18 protein-coding genes are annotated in these 17,928 nt (G+C 73.5%); 13 read left to right on the top strand and 5 right to left on the bottom strand.

All coding sequences use genetic code 11. The features are described 5' to 3' along the window. Positions 1 to 45: 45 nt before the first annotated feature. The 4 genes from MTO91_RS16640 to MTO91_RS16625 are packed head-to-tail and all read left to right on the top strand — an operon-like array spanning position 46 to position 3,875. Positions 46 to 972 (top strand): ABC transporter permease, encoded by a 927-nt coding sequence (locus MTO91_RS16640; RefSeq protein WP_405416588.1) that lies wholly within the window; start codon positions 46 to 48, stop codon positions 970 to 972. Continuing rightward, the gene (locus MTO91_RS16635) at positions 965 to 1,903 is read left to right on the top strand and encodes an ABC transporter permease (RefSeq protein WP_476651789.1); all 939 of its coding nucleotides are present in this window, start codon (positions 965 to 967) and stop codon (positions 1,901 to 1,903) included. The genes MTO91_RS16640 and MTO91_RS16635 overlap by 8 nt, the downstream gene beginning before the upstream one ends. After that, entirely contained in the window at positions 1,900 to 2,874 is a 975-nt protein-coding gene (locus MTO91_RS16630; RefSeq protein WP_476651788.1) for an ABC transporter ATP-binding protein, read from the top strand. The genes MTO91_RS16635 and MTO91_RS16630 overlap by 4 nt, the downstream gene beginning before the upstream one ends. Further along, the gene (locus MTO91_RS16625; RefSeq protein WP_476651787.1) at positions 2,871 to 3,875 is read left to right on the top strand and encodes an ABC transporter ATP-binding protein; all 1,005 of its coding nucleotides are present in this window, start codon (positions 2,871 to 2,873) and stop codon (positions 3,873 to 3,875) included. The genes MTO91_RS16630 and MTO91_RS16625 overlap by 4 nt, the downstream gene beginning before the upstream one ends. Before the next feature lie 57 nt (positions 3,876 to 3,932). Here the strand turns inward: MTO91_RS16625 and MTO91_RS16620 are convergent, their stop codons facing one another. The 3 genes from MTO91_RS16620 to MTO91_RS16610 all read right to left on the bottom strand — a co-directional run bounded on the left by MTO91_RS16620 (position 3,933) and on the right by MTO91_RS16610 (position 6,745). Next, on the bottom strand, positions 3,933 to 5,201 hold the full coding sequence (locus tag MTO91_RS16620; protein WP_405416592.1) for an HNH endonuclease: 1,269 nt from the start codon (positions 5,199 to 5,201) through the stop codon (positions 3,933 to 3,935). A 353-nt stretch (positions 5,202 to 5,554) separates the two neighbouring features. After that, positions 5,555 to 5,791, bottom strand: a complete 237-nt coding sequence (locus MTO91_RS16615; RefSeq protein ID WP_178373496.1) for a zinc ribbon domain-containing protein — start codon at positions 5,789 to 5,791, stop codon at positions 5,555 to 5,557. A 9-nt stretch (positions 5,792 to 5,800) separates the two neighbouring features. Beyond that, on the bottom strand, positions 5,801 to 6,745 hold the full coding sequence (locus MTO91_RS16610; protein ID WP_476651786.1) for an NAD(P)/FAD-dependent oxidoreductase: 945 nt from the start codon (positions 6,743 to 6,745) through the stop codon (positions 5,801 to 5,803). 74 nt (positions 6,746 to 6,819) lie between these two features. Here MTO91_RS16610 and MTO91_RS16605 point away from each other — a divergent pair, with 74 nt between their 5' ends. The 4 genes from MTO91_RS16605 to MTO91_RS16590 are packed head-to-tail and all read left to right on the top strand — an operon-like array spanning position 6,820 to position 10,822. Further along, positions 6,820 to 7,581: an alpha/beta fold hydrolase gene (locus MTO91_RS16605; protein ID WP_405416596.1), complete on the top strand. Its 762-nt coding sequence runs from the start codon at positions 6,820 to 6,822 to the stop codon at positions 7,579 to 7,581. Beyond that, positions 7,578 to 8,021, top strand: a complete 444-nt coding sequence (locus MTO91_RS16600; RefSeq protein WP_073574476.1) for a helix-turn-helix transcriptional regulator — start codon at positions 7,578 to 7,580, stop codon at positions 8,019 to 8,021. The genes MTO91_RS16605 and MTO91_RS16600 overlap by 4 nt, the downstream gene beginning before the upstream one ends. Positions 8,022 to 8,026: 5 nt before the next feature. Further along, entirely contained in the window at positions 8,027 to 8,446 is a 420-nt protein-coding gene (locus MTO91_RS16595) for a VOC family protein (protein ID WP_208820032.1), read from the top strand. A 24-nt stretch (positions 8,447 to 8,470) separates the two neighbouring features. After that, positions 8,471 to 10,822 (top strand): ATP-binding cassette domain-containing protein, encoded by a 2,352-nt coding sequence (locus tag MTO91_RS16590; protein ID WP_476651783.1) that lies wholly within the window; start codon positions 8,471 to 8,473, stop codon positions 10,820 to 10,822. A 147-nt stretch (positions 10,823 to 10,969) separates the two neighbouring features. Here MTO91_RS16590 and MTO91_RS16585 read toward each other — a convergent pair whose 3' ends face one another. Then, entirely contained in the window at positions 10,970 to 11,239 is a 270-nt protein-coding gene (locus tag MTO91_RS16585; protein WP_073574478.1) for a hypothetical protein, read from the bottom strand. Between the two features lie 203 nt (positions 11,240 to 11,442). On the opposite strand from MTO91_RS16585, the gene MTO91_RS16580 reads away from it, so the two are divergent. Genes MTO91_RS16580 through acs form a run of 4 tightly spaced genes read left to right on the top strand, consistent with a single transcriptional unit; the run spans position 11,443 to position 16,329 of the window. After that, the gene (locus MTO91_RS16580) at positions 11,443 to 12,570 is read left to right on the top strand and encodes a sensor histidine kinase (protein ID WP_405416598.1); all 1,128 of its coding nucleotides are present in this window, start codon (positions 11,443 to 11,445) and stop codon (positions 12,568 to 12,570) included. Further along, positions 12,567 to 13,262, top strand: coding sequence for a response regulator (locus tag MTO91_RS16575; RefSeq protein WP_405416600.1), 696 nt, complete (start codon positions 12,567 to 12,569; stop codon positions 13,260 to 13,262). Before MTO91_RS16580 ends, MTO91_RS16575 begins: the two co-directional genes overlap by 4 nt. 27 nt (positions 13,263 to 13,289) lie before the next feature. Further along, positions 13,290 to 14,378, top strand: a complete 1,089-nt coding sequence (locus MTO91_RS16570; RefSeq protein ID WP_405416601.1) for a DUF3500 domain-containing protein — start codon at positions 13,290 to 13,292, stop codon at positions 14,376 to 14,378. 52 nt (positions 14,379 to 14,430) lie between these two features. Beyond that, on the top strand, positions 14,431 to 16,329 hold the full coding sequence (acs, locus tag MTO91_RS16565; protein ID WP_208820044.1) for an acetate--CoA ligase: 1,899 nt from the start codon (positions 14,431 to 14,433) through the stop codon (positions 16,327 to 16,329). Between the two features lie 2 nt (positions 16,330 to 16,331). Here the strand turns inward: acs and MTO91_RS16560 are convergent, their stop codons facing one another. Next, positions 16,332 to 16,649: a putative quinol monooxygenase gene (locus MTO91_RS16560; RefSeq protein WP_224402185.1), complete on the bottom strand. Its 318-nt coding sequence runs from the start codon at positions 16,647 to 16,649 to the stop codon at positions 16,332 to 16,334. A gap of 87 nt (positions 16,650 to 16,736) precedes the next feature. Here MTO91_RS16560 and MTO91_RS16555 point away from each other — a divergent pair, with 87 nt between their 5' ends. Next, positions 16,737 to 17,891 carry a DUF3500 domain-containing protein gene (locus MTO91_RS16555; protein WP_405416603.1) on the top strand — a complete coding sequence of 385 codons (1,155 nt, stop codon included), beginning with the start codon at positions 16,737 to 16,739 and terminating at the stop codon, positions 17,889 to 17,891. Positions 17,892 to 17,928 lie beyond the last annotated feature (37 nt).

Raw genomic sequence — 17,928 nt, 5'->3', positions numbered from 1 at the left:
CGTGCCCGGCGCGAACCGCCGGGCACCCGAACCCGGAGGTGACCCGTGGGGCGCTATGTCCTGCGACGACTCCTGCAACTGGTGCCGGTGTTCCTCGGCACCACGTTCCTCATCTACTTCATGGTCTGGGCGCTGCCCGGCGACCCGCTCGCCGGCAAGTGCGGTGACCAGGCCTGCCCGCCCGCGTTCATCGAGCGCATGCGCGAGGAGTACGGGCTCGACCGGTCGATCTTCGTCCAGTACTTCACGTACCTGGGCAACCTGCTGCGGGGCGACTTCGGGGAGAACTTCCGCGGCCAGGAGGTCGCGACGCTGATCGCGAACGCCTACCCGGTCACGATCAAGCTCGCGGTCGTCGCGCTGGTCATCCAGGCGATCATCGGCCTGACCGCGGGCGTGCTCACCGGGCTGCGGCCCGGCGGGTTCCTCGACAACGTCGTGCTCACCGCGACCCTGTTCCTGGTCGCCGTGCCGGTCTTCGTGACCGGCTACGTGCTGCAGTCGGTCCTCGGGCTGCGGCTGGGCCTGATCCCGCCGACCGTCCCGGCGAACCCCGGGTTCCTGGACCTGGTCGTGCCCGGCTACGTGCTCGGCAGCCTGTCGCTGGCCTACGTGGCCCGGCTGACCCGGACGTCGATCGCGGAGAACCTGCGCGCCGACTACGTCCGCACCGCGACCGCGAAGGGCCTGACCCGGCGTCGTGTCGTCGGGGTCCACCTGACCCGCAACTCGGCGATCCCGGTGATCACCTTCCTCGGCGCGGACTTCGGCACGCTCATGGGCGGGGCGATCGTCACCGAGGGCATCTTCAACATCCGCGGGATCGGTGGGCTCATCTTCGGCTCCATCCAACGGCTCGACGGGGTGGTCGTCACCGGCGTCGTCGTCCTGCTGGTGATCGTCTACCTGCTCGCGAACCTCGTCGTGGACGTCACCTACGCGCTGCTCGACCCGAGGATCCGCCTTGACTGACCCCACCACCGCCACCGCCGACACACCCGTCGCCGCCGCCGGCCGCGCCGAGGCGACGGCACGCACCCGCAGCCTCAGTGGCGACGCCTGGCACGACCTGCGTCGTCGCCCGCTGTTCCTCGTCGCGGCGGGCCTCATCACGTTCCTGCTGGTCATGGCCGCGTTCCCGCAGCTGTTCACCTCGGTCGACCCCACCCTCGGCGACCTGTCCCGGGCCCGCGAGGACCCGTCGGCCCAGGCCTGGTTCGGCTACGACCACCTCGGCCGCGACGTCTACGCGCGCACCGTCTACGGCACCCGCGTCTCGATCGTCGTCGGGGTGCTGGCGACGACGGCGGTCGTAGTAGTCGGCGCCGTCATGGGCCTGATCGCCGGGTTCGCCGGCGGCTGGGTCGACTCGCTGCTCGCCCGCGTCGCCGACGTCTTCTTCGGCGTGCCGTTCATCCTCGGCGCGATCGTCGTGCTCTCCACCTTCCGGGCGTCGGTCGGGCAGAGCGTGATCGGCATCAGCGGCCTGGTGATCGGCACGATCGGGCTGCTGTCCTGGCCGATCGTCATGCGGATCATGCGGTCCGCCGCGATCGCCGCCCGCAACCAGGACTACGTCAAGGCCGCCCGCGCGCTCGGTGCGAGCCCGTGGCGGATCATCCGGCGGCACATGCTGCCCAACACCATCGCCCCGGTGATGGTGTACGCGACGATCGCGCTCGGTGCCTTCATCGGGGCCGAGGCCACGCTGTCGTTCCTCGGCGTCGGCCTGCGCGACCCCGTCGTCTCGTGGGGCGTGATGATCAGCGAGGCGCAGAGCTACCTGCGGACCTCGCCGCACCTGCTCCTGTTCCCCGGCGCGTTCCTCGTCGTCACCGTGCTGGCCTTCGTGCTGCTCGGCGACGCCGTGCGCGACGCGTTCGACCCGAAGGGCCGGTCATGACCCCGCTGCTCGAGGTGGAGGACCTGCACGTCGAGTTCCGCACCCGCGACGGCGTCGCCCGGGTGCTGAACGGCGTCGGCTATCAGGTGCACGCGGGGGAGACCCTCGCCGTCCTGGGGGAGTCGGGGTCGGGGAAGTCGGTCACCGCGAACACGGTGATGGGCATCCTGCCGACCCCGCCCGCGACCGTCAGCGCGGGCTCGGTCCGCTACCGCGGCGAGGAGCTGCTCACCGCGACCGAGGAACGGCGCCGTGAGCTGCGCGGCGAGAACGTCGCGATGATCTTCCAGGACGCGCTGTCGGCGTTGAACCCGGTGTTCACCGTCGGGTTCCAGATCGGGGAGCAGCTGCGGACGCGGCGTGGGATGAGCAAGCGCGACGCGCGGGCCCGCGCCGTCGAGCTGCTCGACCTCGTCGGGATCCCCGGGGCGGCGCAGCGGGTCACGAACTTCCCGCACGAGTTCTCCGGCGGGATGCGCCAGCGCGTCATGATCGCGATGTCGCTGGCGCTGGACCCGGACGTGCTCATCGCCGACGAGCCCACGACCGCGCTCGACGTCACCGTGCAGGCCCAGATCATGGACCTGCTCGCCGAGATCCAGCGCGAACGGGAGATGGGGCTGGTCCTCATCACCCACGACCTCGGCGTCGTCGCGGAGGTCGCCGACCGGATCGCGGTGATGTACGCGGGCCGCATCGTCGAGCAGGGCGACGTGCACCAGCTCTTCGCGAACCCGGCCCACCCGTACACCGAGGCGCTGCTCGCGTCGATCCCGCGGCTCGACAGCAAGGGCACCGAGCTGCGCGCGATCACCGGGCTCCCGCCGACGCTCACCGCCATCCCCGACGGCTGCCCGTTCCACCCGCGTTGCCCGCGCGCGGTGGAGCGCTGCCTCGGGACCGACCCGCCGCTGATCCCGCTGCCCGGAGCGCGGGCGTCGGCGTGCCTGTTCGCGGAGGACCTCGTATGAGCGAGCCCGTTCTCGAGGTCGACGACCTCGTCAAGCACTTCCCGGTGAAGGTCGGCGCGGTCGTCAAGCGCACCCTCGGCCACGTGCGCGCCGTCGACGGCGTCTCGTTCGCGCTGAACAAGGGCGAGACGCTGGGCATCGTCGGCGAGTCCGGCTGCGGGAAGTCGACCCTGGCCCAGGTGCTGATGCGGCTGGAGCCGCCGACGTCGGGCTCGGTGCGCTTCCACGGCGAGGACATCTTCGCCCGCCGCGGAGCGGAGCTGCGGGCGCTGCGCCGGCAGATGCAGATCGTGCTGCAGGACCCGTACACGTCGCTGAACCCGCGGATGACGGTCGCCGACATCGTCGGGGAGCCGTTCGAGATCCACCCCGAGGTCGCGCCGAAGGGGGAGCGACGGGCGAAGGTGCAGGAGCTGCTCGACGTCGTCGGGCTCAACCCCGACTTCGTCAACCGCTACCCGCACCAGTTCTCCGGCGGGCAGCGGCAGCGCATCGGGATCGCCCGCGCGCTCGCGCTGCGCCCGGAGATCATCGTGTGCGACGAGCCGGTGTCCGCGCTCGACGTGTCCATCCAGGCGCAGGTGATGAACCTGCTCGGGAACCTGCAGCGCGAGTTCGGGCTGTCCTACATCTTCATCGCCCACGACCTGTCCGTCGTGCGGCACCTGTCGGACCGGGTCGGCGTGATGTACCTGGGCAAGATGGTGGAGCTCGGGACCGAGCAGGAGATCTACACCCGGGCGTCGCACCCGTACACCCAGGCGCTGCTCTCCGCGGTGCCGGTGCCCGACCCGTCGGTCCGGGAGGGACGCAAGCGGATCCGGCTCACCGGTGACGTCCCGAGCCCGGTGGACCCGCCGAGCGGCTGCCGGTTCCGGACGCGCTGCTGGAAGGCCACCGACATCTGCGCGACCGAGGAGCCGCCCCTGGTGACGCGGCCGGGTGGGCACCATCCGAGCGCGTGCCACCACGCCAGCGAGGAGTACCTGCTGCCGACCTGAGGCGCCTCGTGTCCGCCCGGTGCCGCGGACACCGGGCCGGCACCGGGTACGCCGCGATCAGTCCGGACCGCGGTAGGTGTGCCCGGTCGGAGTGGTGGTGACGACGGCCCCGTCGGGGGCCCGAGCCACGTGCCAGCCGGGTTGTTCGCGGACGTGGTTGTGGAACTCGCACACCCCGCGCCCGTTGTCCAGTTCGGTGCGCCCGCCGTCGGCATCTCGCTGGATGTGGTCGAGGTGGCGGACGGGAGCGTCACAGTAGGGCTCGGTGCACCGGTTCCCGGCGCGTGCCTTGACCAGGGTGGCGAGCAGGCCGGTGAAGGTGCGCTGTCGGGAGTCGCCGCCGATGACGATGCCCTGGTCGGTGAGCAGTCTGCGCAGGGACTTGGTGCCCTCGGAGGTGGCGAGCAGGTCGGCCGGGACCGGTCCGAGGCCGGGGATCTCGGCGGGGAGCGGGGAGGTGGGGTTGAGCAGTGCCTGCACGGGCACGGTGACCTGGACTTCGAGGTTCACCGCGGTCGCGGTGGCCTGGCCGGTGACCCGCTCGACGAGGGTGTCGGCCATGACCTGTCCGCGGGTGCGGGGCAGGGGTTCGGGGTCGATCTGGATCTCGACGAAGGTCTTCTGCAGCGCGGCCAGGCACGCGGCGCCCTGTTCGACCGGCACGTAGGCGGTCAGATAGCTCATCGCATCCGGCGCCGGGCGCAGGGTGACCCGGCGTTCGGCCTTGGCGGCGTGGACGCGGACGCGGAATCGGTCGGGGGCGATCTCGGCGACCAGACGCCGCGTCATCGCCCGCAGGCGCCCGATCCCGTACCGGGTCAGGTCGCGGACGGCGGCGAGCCGGGAGTCGACCCGCGCCCGCTGAGCTGTGTTGAGGTCGCGGCACTCGACAGCGATCGCGGAGACCTTCGCTGCGCTGAGTTCACCGGCGATGTGCAGGCCGCGGATCCGGTCGAGCCCGGAGTGCAGGTCGCGGGCGTCGGCCACCCGGGTGCGGGCCTCGGTGGTGGAGACCCGGCAGGCGAGCTGGATCTGGGCGACGACGCTGCGGTGGATCTTGTCGAAGTCGGTCCGGTCGTCGACGCGGTGGCTGTCGACATGCGCCTGGGCAAAGCCACGGATCCGCGTTGACTGCAGTGCGGAGAGGGAGGCCTGGAGCGACTCGACCTCCTGGATCTGGTCGATCAACTCCGACTCGGACAACGCGCAGGTGTCGGCGCTGAGGGCTTGTTCGACGTGGAACCGGAGCAGGGTGAGGTCACCGGAGGGGAACCCGTCGCCGGGCACGCCGGTGGCATGGGCGGGTGGCTCCTGAATCGCGGTCACGCCACCCATGGTACTCGAACTGATGTTCGATCACCAAGTTTCCGTTCGCAATTGCGAACTCCCGAGCTGCGACGACGGTCCTGCCTCGGGTTGCGGCCTCGGTGTGGACGGCTGACGACCGGGCCGGCCCGCGGATCTCGCAACGGGACCGCTGCCGGGTCCAGGTGGGCGAGTGGTGCTGCGTCTCGCCTACCGGTGGACGGGCCCCTCGCTGTCGCCTCGGACGTGGACCGCCGGCGTGAGGCGCGTGTGACCGGCGGACAGCGTGTCGACCGGTGCGTCCACCCGTGCGGCCGGATGCGGAGCGGCATGGCGGTAGAGGAGTGCCGCACTGCCGCGGGGGAGGGCGCTCCTCAGACCCGCGCGCCGTGCCGACGGGCGTCGTCGCGGGACAGGGTCCGTCCCGCCCCGCACACGGGACACCGCATCTCGTAGCGGCTGCGCAGCGGCAGCACCGGCACGAAGAACAGCGTGAACCGGGTCCTCCGGTGCACCGCGGGCTGCGGACCCGCGTGACCGCAGGTCCCGCAGCCCAGCGCGACCAGGCCCAGCGGGCGCTCCTTGCGGGACAGCCCGAAGATGACCAGCACGCCCCCAGGTTAGAGGCGTGCCACCTCCCGCAGCGCGGCGAGCGCCCCGGCCTCGACGAGGTCGGCGTTGATCGCGGCCCCCGCGAACGCCCCCGCGGCCGCCGCGGCCCCCACCTGCGCGCTCAGGTCGGTGATGTTGCCCGCGACCCACACGCCCTCGACCGTGCTGCGGCCCGTCGCGTCGGCGACGAGGTGCTGCCCCATCCCGCTCGGGTGCTCGGCCGGGACCAGGCCCAGCTCGGCGAGGAAGCCGGCGCGGGCCTCCATCCGGGGCGCCACCGCGACGACCTCGCGCGCCAGCACGCCGGTCGGCGTGACCAGCCCGGTGATCGCGCCGTCGGACCGCACGACCTCGCTCACCGGCCCGTCGACGACAGCGATGCCGAGCGCGTCGAAGCGTTCCCGCTGCTCCGTGGTCGGTCCCGTCGAGTGCGACACGTAGACCACGTCCGCGCTGAGCTGCCGGAACAGCAGCGCCTGGTGCGCGGAGCCGGGGGAGGTCCCGAGCACCGCGATCGGGCGGTCGCGCACCTCGTAGCCGTGGCAGTAGGGGCAGTGGACGACGTCGGCGCCCCACCCCTGCGCGAGTCCCGGCACGTCGGGCAGCACGTCGATGAGTCCGGTCGTGACGAGCAGTCGCCGGGCGTCGAGGGTGGTGCCGTCGGCGAGGGTCACGGTGAAGCCGTCGCCGGTGCGGCGGGCGCCGACGACCTCGCCGTCGACGAGCGTGCCGCCGTAGCGGCGGACCTCCCCGCGGCCGGTCGCGAGCAGCTCGGCCGGGGCGACGCCGTCGCGGGCGAACAGGCCGTGCGCGGCGGCGGCCGGGGCGTTGCGGGGCGACCCGGAGTCGACGACGACCACCGACCGCAGGGAGCGGGCGAGCATCATGGCCCCGTTGAGTCCGGCCGGGCCGCCGCCGATCACGACGACGTCGTGGCGCTGTGCTGTGTCCATGTCCCCAGCCTGACGAGCGACCGCACTTAACGGCAAGTTCCCTTGCCGAACCGGCAAACGTGCAGAATGGGTGCATGTCCCTGTACGTGCACCACGCCGGCGACCCCGCCGGGCCGCCGGTCCTCGCGGTCCACGGCGTGACCGGCCACGGTCTGCGCTGGCGGCCGCTGTTCGCGGCGCTGCCCCGGCTGCGCTGGATCGCCGTCGACGTCCGCGGGCACGGGCGGTCGCCGTGGGCGCCGCCGTGGAACCTGGAACGCCACGTCGCCGACCTGGTGGAGGTGCTGGACGCCGAGGGCGTCGGGCGCGCCGCCGTCGTCGGGCACTCCTTCGGCGGCGCCGTCGCCACGCACCTCGCGCGCACCGCTCCCGACCGCGTCGACCGGCTCGCGCTGCTCGACCCCGCACTCGGGCTGGACCCGCAGGACATGCTCGACGCGGCCGAGTACACCCGCGCCGACGTCACGTTCCCGACCCGCGACGCCGCACGCGCGGCCAAGGCCGGGAGCTGGGCCGACGTCCCCGGCGCGCTCGTCGACGCCGAGGTGGACGAGCATCTCGAACGGCGCGACGGCGCCTGGCGCTGGCGCCTGAGCCAGGCGTCCCTGGTGGCCGCGTGGGCGGAGATGGCGCGCCCGGCGGTCGTCCCACCGGCGGGTCTGCCGACGCTGGTCGTCCCCGCCGGCCGGGCCGACTACGTCTCCGACGACTGGCTCGCCGCCTGCCGCGCCGCGCTCGGCGCGGACCTGACCGTCGCCCCCGTCGACGCGGGCCACATGGTCTACCTGGAACGCCCGGCCGAGGTGGCGGCGCTGCTGCGGGAGTTCCTCGGGTGAGCGACCGCGACGACGGGCACCTGCGCGAGCTCGTCCGGCTCCGCCGGGTCCGGGACCGGATCGACCGCGAGTACGCGCGTCCGCTCGACGTCGCCGAGCTCGCCCGCGCCGAGCACGTGTCGGCCGGGCACCTGTCGCGGGCGTTCCGCAGGGCCTACGGCGAGTCGCCCTACAGCTACCTCATGACCCGGCGGATCGAACGTGCGATGGCGCTTCTGCGACGCGGCGACCTCACCGTCACCGAGGTCTGCTTCGCCGTCGGCTGCTCCTCGCTCGGCACGTTCAGCACCCGCTTCACCGAGCTCGTCGGGATGCCGCCGTCGGCGTACAAGCGCGCCGCCCGGGACGGCACACCGGGGCTCCCGGCGTGCGTCGCCAAACAGGTCACCCGACCGGTCAGGAATCGAGAAGCACCGGGACCCGCGACCTCCCTAGCGTGAGCGTCATGACCGAACCCGCCATCACCATCCACGCCGGATTCCTCCCGCACACCGACCCCGAGGCCTCCCTCGCCTTCTACCGCGACGGCCTGGGCTTCGAGGTCCGCCTCGACGTCGGCCAGGGCACCATGCGCTGGCTCACCGTCGGTCCGCCCGGGCAGCCCGACGTCTCGATCGTCCTCGCCCCGCCCGCGGTGGACCCCGGCGTCACCGACGACGAGCGTCGCACCATCACCGAGATGATGGCCAAGGGCACCTACACCGCCGTGCTGCTCGCCAGTAACGACCTCGACGCCGCGTTCGACAGGCTCCAGGCGAGCGGGGCCGAGGTCGTCCAGGAACCGGTCGACCAGCCGTACGGGGTGCGCGACTGTGCCTTCCGCGACCCTGCGGGCACGATGGTCCGCATCCAGCAGCGGCCCTGAGACGGGCCGGACGGGGGATCCACCATGCACGCAGCCGACAGCCACGATCTCATCCGCGTGCACGGTGCGCGCGAGAACAACCTGCGCGACATCTCCGTCGAGCTGCCCAAGCGGCGGCTCACGGTGTTCACCGGGGTGTCCGGCTCGGGCAAGAGCTCCCTGGTGTTCTCGACGATCGCCGCCGAGTCCCAGCGGATGATCAACGAGACCTACAGCGCGTTCGTCCAGGGCTTCATGCCGAACCTCGGCCGCCCCGACGTCGACGTCCTCGACGGCCTCACCACCGCGATCATCGTCGACCAGGAGCGCATGGGCGGGGACGTGCGCTCCACCGTCGGCACCGCCACCGACGTCGGGGCGCTGCTGCGGATCCTGTTCAGCCGGCTCGGGAAGCCCTACGCCGGCCCGGCGAAGGCGTTCTCGTTCAACGTCGCGACGATCAGTGGCTCCGGCGCGGTGACCGTCCGCAAGAACGGCCGGCAGGTCAAGGAGCGGCGCGAGTTCGAGATCGTCGGCGGTGCCTGCCCGCGGTGCGAGGGCCGCGGCTCGGTGTCCGACTTCGACCTCACGGCCCTGTACGACGAGTCGAAGTCGATCGTCGAGGGCGCCCTGACGATCCCGAACTACTCCGTCGACGGCTGGTACGGCCGGATCTTCGCCAACTCCGGCTTCTTCCCCGGCGACAAGCCGATCAGCAGCTTCACGAAGCCCCAGCTGAACGCACTGCTCCACAAGGAGCCCACCCGGATCAAGGTCGACGGCATCAACGTCACCTTCGAGGGGCTGATCCCGCGGATCCAGAAGTCGTTCCTGGCCAAGGAGCGCGAGGCGATGCAGCCGCACATCCGGGCGTTCGTCGACCGGGCCATCGTGTTCCGGCGCTGCCCGGACTGCGACGGGACGCGGCTGTCCGAGCTCGCCCGCTCCTCGAAGGTCCGGGGCATCTCCATCGCCGACGCCTGCGCGATGCAGATCTCCGACCTCGCCGACTGGGTCCGGCAGCTCGACGAGCCCTCGGTCGCGCCCTTGCTCGGCTCGCTGCGCCACACACTCGACTCGTTCGTCGAGATCGGGCTCGGCTACCTGTCGCTGGACCGGCCGTCCGGGTCGCTGTCCGGCGGCGAGGCCCAGCGCACCAAGATGATCAAGCATCTGGGGTCGTCGCTGACCGACGTCACCTACGTCTTCGACGAGCCGACCATCGGCCTGCACCCGCACGACATCGCCCGCATGAACGACCTGCTGCTGCGCCTGCGCGACAAGGGCAACACCGTGCTCGTGGTCGAGCACAAGCCGGAGACGATCGCGATCGCCGACCACGTCGTCGACCTGGGGCCGCGGGCGGGCGCCGACGGCGGGCACGTCGTCTACACCGGCGACCTCGACGGGCTGCGGGCCTCGGGCACGCTGACCGGCCGGCACCTGGAGTACCGGGCGTCGCTCAAGCCGTCGGTGCGGACCCCGAGCGGGTACCTGGAGATCCGCGGGGCGGACCGGCACAACCTGCGCGGAGTCGACGTCGACGTCCCGCTCGGGGTGCTCACCGTCGTCACCGGGGTCGCCGGGTCGGGCAAGAGCTCACTGATCCACGGCTCGATCGCCGGGCGCGACGGCGTGGTCGTCGTCGACCAGGGGGCGATCAAGGGGTCGCGGCGCAGCAACCCCGCCACCTACACCGGGCTGCTCGAACCGATCCGCAAGGCCTTCGCCAAGGCCAACGGCGTCAAGCCGGCCCTGTTCAGCGCCAACAGCGAGGGCGCCTGCCCGAACTGCAACGGCGCCGGCGTCGTCTACACCGACCTGGCGATGATGGCCGGCGTCGCCACCACCTGCGACGTCTGCGACGGCCGCCGCTTCGACGCCTCGGTGCTCGGCTACACCTTCGGCGGGCGCGACATCAGCGAGGTCCTCGCCATGCCGGTGGCCGAGGCGGAGAAGTTCTTCGGTGCGGGCGAGGCCCGCACCCCGGCGGCGCGCAGGATCCTGGAGCGCCTCGCCGACGTCGGGCTGGGCTACCTCACCCTGGGCCAGCCGCTGACCACCCTGTCCGGCGGCGAGCGCCAGCGGCTCAAGCTGGCGGTGCACCTGGGGGAGTCCGGCGGGACGTTCGTCCTCGACGAGCCGACGACCGGGCTGCACCTGGCCGACGTCGAGCAGCTCCTCGCGCTGCTCGACCGGATCGTCGACGGCGGCCGCTCGGTGATCGTCATCGAGCACCACCAGGCCGTGATGGCCCACGCCGACCGGATCATCGACCTGGGCCCCGGTGCCGGGCACGACGGCGGCGCGGTCGTCTTCGAGGGGACGCCCGCCGAGCTCGTCGCGGACCGGTCGACGCTGACGGGCGAGCACCTGGCGGCCTATGTCGGCGCCTGAGGACACCCCGCGGCACGAGGTCGCGGTGCTGGTCCGCCCGGGGGCGTGGCCGATGGAGCTCGGCCTGGTGCACCAGTCCTCGGCCGCACCCGGCCGGACCGGGAGTGGCCCGCGGGCCAGCTCGCGAACGGATCGGGCCGTCCGGGATCAGCCCCCGGTGCGTGCCCCGTTCCCCAACGCGTCCCGGATCTCGCGCAGCACCGCGGTCTGTTCCTGCACCGCGGAGATCAGCACCGCGAGCTGGTCGTCGCCGTGGCGCATCTCCTGGTAGAGCGCGCTCACCGCGTAGGCGGTGGCGGCGGTGTGGCCGTCGGTCGCCTGGGGGTAGTCCTGCGCCTTGTCGGCCGCCTCGAGGAGGTCGAGCGCGTGCTCGATGACGTGCTGCCCGCTCTCGCGGTGGCTGTGCGGTTCCGGCATGTCCGAATCGTAATCGTTCCGGGTGACGCGGCCCGGCGACTTCGGTCGCGGTGCGCACGACCTTCGACGGGTGCGCCACCGTCGCGCCGCCCGGCAGGCTGACGGTCGATCCCGGGGGGTCGGGAGACGGGAGGGGACCGGTGGCCGTCCCGTTCGAGCGGAAACCTGCTGGACGGGACCGGTCCGCCCCCTATGGTCGACGTGTGCCGGTCCGCCCCGCCGTGATCTCCGCCGTGCTGGTGGTCGCGGTGCTCGCCGCCGGGCTCACCGTCGCCGAGACCCACGCCACCGCCGGGGTGCTGCAGTGGACGCTGCTCGTCGTCGGGCTCGCGATGATCGGTTCGATCGCGGTGCGCTACCGGGCGCCGCGGGTGTTCGCGGTGCTGGCCGTACTCGGCCCGCTCGTCTCGCCCGTCGCCACCTACCTGCCGCTGGTCGGGGTGTTCGTGATCGCGACCCGGCGCCGCGCGGTCGAGACGCTGCCGGTGCTGGCCCTGGCGGTCGGGACCGCCGCGGTCACGCTGTACCGCAACGTCCCCGACGGGCCGACGGTGCTCGTGCTGCTCGGCGGGGCCGTCGCGTTCCAGGCCATCTCGGTGACGGCGGGCCTGCTGACCGGGATCCGCCGCGCGATGGTCGACGACCTGCGCGAGCGGCTCGCCCGCGCCGAGGCCGAGCGCGTGGTGCGCGAGGAGCAGGCCCGCGCCGACGAGCGGCGCCGGATCGCCGGGGAGATGCACGACCGGCTCGGGCACCGGCTGTCGTTGCTGTCGGTGCACGCCGGGGCGCTGGCGCTGCGCGGGGACCTGCCCGCCCGCACCGTCCGCGAGACCGCGCGGGTGCTGCGCGACACCACCCACCGTGCGATGGAGGACCTGCGCACGATCGTCCAGGTGCTGCACGAGCCCACCGGCGACGTACCCGACGAGGTCGACGACCTCGGTGCGGTCGAGGAGCTCGTCGCCGAGGCCCGCGCGGTCGGCGCGGACGTCCGCCTCCGGTCGACGGCGCTGCTGACGGTGTCCCCGCCGGGGCGCCCGCTGGCCGGCGTCGTGCACCGGGTGGTGCGCGAGGGTCTGACCAACGCCGCCCGGCACGCACCCGGGGCCCGGGTCGAGGTCGCCCTCGACGGGCGGCCCGGCCGGGACCTCACCGTCACCGTCACCTCCGGGCCGTCCGCGGCCGGTCCGACGCCCGAGGGTGCCGGGACCGGCCTGGTCGGGCTGCGCGAGCGGGTCGAGACCCTCGCCGGCGGGACGCTGACCCACGGCCCGACGCCGTCGGGGCACCTGCTGCGCGCGGTGCTGCCGTGGCGGGAGGAGACGGGATGACCGCGGCCGCGATCCGGGTGCTGCTCGTCGACGACGACCCGCTCGTCCGCTCCGGGCTGCGGGTGATGCTCGACGGGCACGCGCTGCCCGGCGACGGCACCGGACCGGTACGGCGCATCCAGGTGGTCGGCGACGCCGGTGACGGTGACGAGGTGCCCGCCGCCGTCGCCGCGGGGCGGCCGCACGTGGTGCTGATGGACCTGCGGATGCGCCGCGTCGACGGCGTCGCCGCGACCCGGGAGGTGACCTCGCGGCCCGACGCCCCGACCGTCGTCGTGCTGACCACGTTCGACGCCGACGAGCACGTCGTGCGGGCGCTGCGCGCCGGGGCGAGCGGGTTCCTGCTCAAGGACGCCGCGCCCGAGGGGATCGTCGAGGCCGTCCGCGCCGCCGCCGACGGCGACGCCGTGCTGTCCCCGGCGATCACCCGGCGGCTGATCGGCATCGTCCGCGGCGACGGCGCCGGGCCGGTCGACCGCCGGCGCGCCGCCCGGGCCCGGCTCGACCGGCTCGCCGACCGCGAGCGCGACGTCGCCGAGGCCGTCGCCCGCGGCGGCTCCAACGCCGACATCGCCGCCGAGCTGCACATGTCGGTGGCGACGGTGAAGTCCTACGTGTCCCGGCTGCTGCGGGAGCTGGGCCTGGACAACCGGGTGCAGATCGCGCTGCTGGTCCGCGACGCGGCGGACTGACCCGCCCGGCGGACTAGCGTGGCCGGTGTGACGACGAGCGAGACGGTCGCCGCGGCGATGGCGGACGCGGCCGCGGCCTGGCTGGACACCCTGGACGACGACCGGCTCGCGACCGCCCGCGGCGACGGCCCGTCCGGCGACGCCGGGTCCGACGCCGACCGTCGTCGCTGGTTCTACACCCCCACCGACCACGGCGGGCTGACGCTGCACGCGCAGACCCCGGTCCAGCAGCAGCGCGCGATGCGGCTGGTCGCCTCGGGGCTGTCCGAGGCCGGCTACGCCACCGTGGCGACGGTCATGGGGCTGGAGAACGTCCTGGACCGGGCGCAGGACTGGCCCACCCGGCCGCACCGGGAGCGGTTCCGGGACCCGGCGCTCTACCACCTGCGGGTCTTCGGTGACCCGGGCGCGCCCACCTGGGGCTGGCGCTTCGGCGGGCACCACGTGTCGGTGAACGCACTCGTCGTCGACGGGCGGGTGGCCGCGGCCACGCCGTGCTTCCTCGGCGCGAACCCGGCGACGACGCCACTGCTCGGCGGGGGTGTCGCGCGCCCGCTCGGGCCGACCGAGGACCTGGCCCGGGAGATCGTCCGCGGGCTCCCGCCCGAGCTCGCCGGGGTCGCGGTCCTGTCCGCCGGGGCGCCGCCGGACCTGGTGACGGCGAACCGGCCGCTGGTCGCGCCGGGCGACCGGCCGCTGCCGACCTCGGCGATCCGGCGGGAGAGCCCGCCCGGGCCGGTGGACCCGGTCGAGGGCACCGAGGCCGTCGCGCTCACCGGCGCGCCGCGCGGTCTCCCGGCGAGCGCGCTCGACGACCGTGGCCGCGACCTGCTGCGCCGCCTGCTCTCGGCCTACCTGGACCGGGCACCGGCCGGGGTCTCACCCGCCGCCCGGTACGACGACGACGCCGCCCTCGACGAGGTGCACCTGGCCTGGGCGGGGTCGCCGGAGGTGGGGGAGCCGCACTACCACCGTCTGCAGGGGCCGCGGCTGCTGCTGGAGTGGGACAACACCCAGGACGGCGCGGACCACGCCCACTCGGTGTGGCGCGACCCGGAGAACGACTTCGGCGTGGACCTGCTCGACGACCACCACCGGGCCTTCGCCCACCGGTGAGTCCCCTCACGACGACCTGCGCCGCGGGGGATCCGGCGGCGAGGATCGGGGCATGTACCCGCCCCCGCCCGAGCTCGCCGCGCACGCCAACGTCACCGCGGCGGCCTACGACGAGGCCGCCGCCGACCCGGAGGCGTTCTGGTGCGCGCAGGCCCGGCGCCTGGAGTGGGACCGCGCCCCCGCGCAGGGCTACGACGGCAGCCGCTGGCCCGAGGTCACCTGGTTCGCCGACGGCACGCTGAACGTCGCGCGCAACTGCGTCGACCGGCACGTCGAGGCCGGTGCCGGGGAGAAGGTCGCCCTGCACTGGGAGGGCGAGCCGGGGGACCGGCGCACCGTCACCTACGCCGACCTGCAGCGCGAGGTCGCCCGCTGCGCGCATGCGCTCACCGCGCTCGGGGTGGGGCGCGGCGACGTCGTCGTCGTGTACCTGCCGGTGCTGGTCGAGACCGTCGTCGTGATGCTGGCCTGCGCCCGGATCGGGGCGGTCCACTCGCTGGTCTTCGGCGGGTTCTCCGCCTCGGCACTGCGGTTCCGGCTCACCGACGGGTCGGCGAAGCTGCTCGTCACCACCGACGGCCAGTACCGGCGCGGGAAGGCCGTCCCGGTCAAGGTCAACGCCGACGAGGCCGCGTCCGGTGTGGACTCGCTGGAGCACGTTCTGGTCATCCGGCGGACCGGCTCGGAGGTCGACTGGACCCCCGGCCGCGACGTGTGGTGGCACGACGTCGTCGACACCGCGCCCGAGGTCCACGAGGCGCAGGCGCACCCCGCCGAGAGCCCGCTCATGCTCGTCTACACCTCCGGCACCACCGGGACGCCCAAGGGCCTGCTGCACACCATGGGCGGCTACCTCACCCAGGCGTCGTGGACGGCGTGGGCCTGCTTCGACCACAAGCCCGACGACGTCTACTGGTGCACCGCCGACCTCGCCTGGGTGACCGCGCACACCTACGAGGTCTACGGGCCGCTGTCCAACGGCGTCACGCAGGTGATCTACGAGGGCACCCCGGACACCCCCGAGCCGGGCCGGCACTTCGAGATCATCGCCCGGTACGGCGTCACCGTGTACTACACCGCGCCCACCCTGGTCCGGACGTACATGAAGTGGGGCCCGCAGGTGCCCGCGGCACACGACCTGTCGTCGCTGCGGCTGCTCGGCACGGTCGGTGAGGCGATCAACCCCGAGGCGTGGCGCTGGTTCCACACCGAGATCGGCGGCGGCCGCTGCCCGATCGTCGACACCTGGTGGCAGTCCGAGACCGGCGCGGCGATCTGCGCGCCGCTGCCCGGGGTGACGCCGCTGGTCCCGGGCTCGGCGACCCGGCCGCTACCGGGCCTGTCGGTGCGGGTCGTCGACCGCGACGGGCGGACCTGCGACCCCGGCGAGGGCGGCATCCTCGTGATCGACCGGCCGTGGCCGTCGATGGCACGGACCGTGTGGGGCGACCCGGAGCGGTTCCGCGCGTCGTACTTCGCCGACTACGCCGAGCAGGGCTGGTACAAGGCGGGCGACGGCGCCGTCGTCGACGAGCACGGGTACGTGACGCTGCAGGGCCGGATCGACGACGTCATGAACGTGTCCGGGCACCGGCTCGGCTCGATCGAGCTGGAGTCGGCGCTGGTGTCGCACCCGCGGGTCGCCGAGGCGGGCGTGGTCGGGGCACCGGACGCGACGACCGGGCAGGCCGTCGTCGCGTTCGTGACGGTCACCGACGGCCCGACCGAGGGCCTCGCCGACCAGCTGCGGGCACACGTGGCGCGCGAGATGGGGCCGGTCGCCCGGCCCCGTGAGGTCGTGCTCGTCGCGGAGCTGCCGAAGACCCGCTCGGGCAAGATCATGCGACGGCTGCTGCTCGACGTGACCGCCGGGCGGGAGCCCGGCGACACGACCTCGCTGGTGGACCCGGCCGCCTTCGCGGAGCTGGCGGCCGGGTACCGGCAGGGCTGAGCTCAGGCGATGCGGCGCAGCTTCTGGATCACGAGCTCGCCGTCGAGCAGGTCGCCCATGATCCCGACGAAGTGCACCAGGTGCGGGGTCTGCAGGTGCGCGTCGAGCTTCGCCTCGGACTCCCAGTTCTCGTAGAAGAAGAACACCGCGGGGTCGTCCCAGCCCTGGTGGAGGTCGTAGTTGACGTAGCCGTCCTCCTGCGACGTCGGCTCGATCAGCTTCTCGAGCTCCGCCTTCAGCTCCTCCTCCTTGCCCGGCTTCGCCCGCATCCGGGCGATCACGGTGAGCAGGTCGCGGTTGTCGTCGGTGGGAGTGGGCATCGTTGCCTCCGGCTCGATTGATTGTGCACAACGAGTATGGCGCATCTCGCCCGGTGGAGTCTGCCCGCAGTCGCTACCGTCGGCAGGATGATCGGTGCGGCGGACACCCGGGAGACGGCGGACGCGATGGCCGGGGCCGCGTCGGCCTGGCTGGACACCCTCGACCCGGCGCAGCGGGAGGTCGCCGTCGGGCACGCCCCGACCGGTGACGGCGACGCCGACGCCGAGCGACGCCGCTGGTTCTACACCCCCACCGACCACGGCGGGCTCACCTTCCACGACCAGCTCCCGCCGCAGCAGCGCGCCGCGATGAAGCTGGTCGCGTCCGGGCTGTCGCGGGCCGCCTACGTCACCGTCGCGACCGTGATGGGGCTGGAGAACGTCCTCGACCACACCGAGGGCTTCGTGACCCTGTTCGACCGGACCCGCGGCCGGGACCCGCAGATGTACCACCTGCGCGTCTTCGGCGAGCCGGGGGACACCGGCACCTGGGGCTGGCGCTTCGGCGGGCACCACGTGTCGGTCAACTTCCTCGTCGTCGACGGTGTCGTGGTCGCCTCGACCCCGTGCTTCCTGGGCGCCGACCCCGCGACCTCCGAGCTGCTCGGCGACGCCGTGCTCCGCCCGCTCGGACGGGTCGAGGACCTCGCCCGTGACCTCGTCCGCTCGCTGCCCGCCGAGCTGCGCGGGCGTGCGGTGCTGCTGGACAAGGCCCCGCCGGACCTCGTCGCCGCGAACCGCACCGAGCCGCAGGAGGGCGACAACTGGATCCCGCTGGCGGGGATCTGGCGCACCGAGTCCTTCGCCGACCCCGAGCAGCAGCGCAAGCTCGACGACATGAGCGAGGCCATCGAGGAGCGGGCCGCGTTCACCGACGCGCAGAAGGAGACCGTCGCGCTGTCGCGCACCCCGGTCGGCGTGCCGGCGTCCGACCTGGACGCCGGGGGTCGCGAGATGCTGCGCGCGTTGCTTGGCACCTACCTGAAGCGGGTCGCCGAGCCGCTGCAGCCGATCTCCCGCTACGACGACGACGCCGAGCTCGACGCCGTGCACCTCGCCTGGGCGGGGCCGCTGGAGGACGGCGCCCCGAACTACTACCGGGTGCAGGGTCCGCGCCTGCTCATCGAGTGGGACAACACCCAGCGCGACGCCAACCACGCGCACTCGGTGTGGCGCGACCCGTCGACGGACTTCGGCCTGGACGTGCTCGGCGCGCACCGGGCGGCGCACCACCTCGGCTGACCCGGCCGTCGCGGGGCGCCGGCACCGTCGAGCCACG

It is taken from the genome of Pseudonocardia sp. 2-7 (assembly GCF_056341085.1).
Note: the sequence above shows the minus strand (reverse complement) of the source record. Positions and strands in the feature narration are given on the sequence as shown.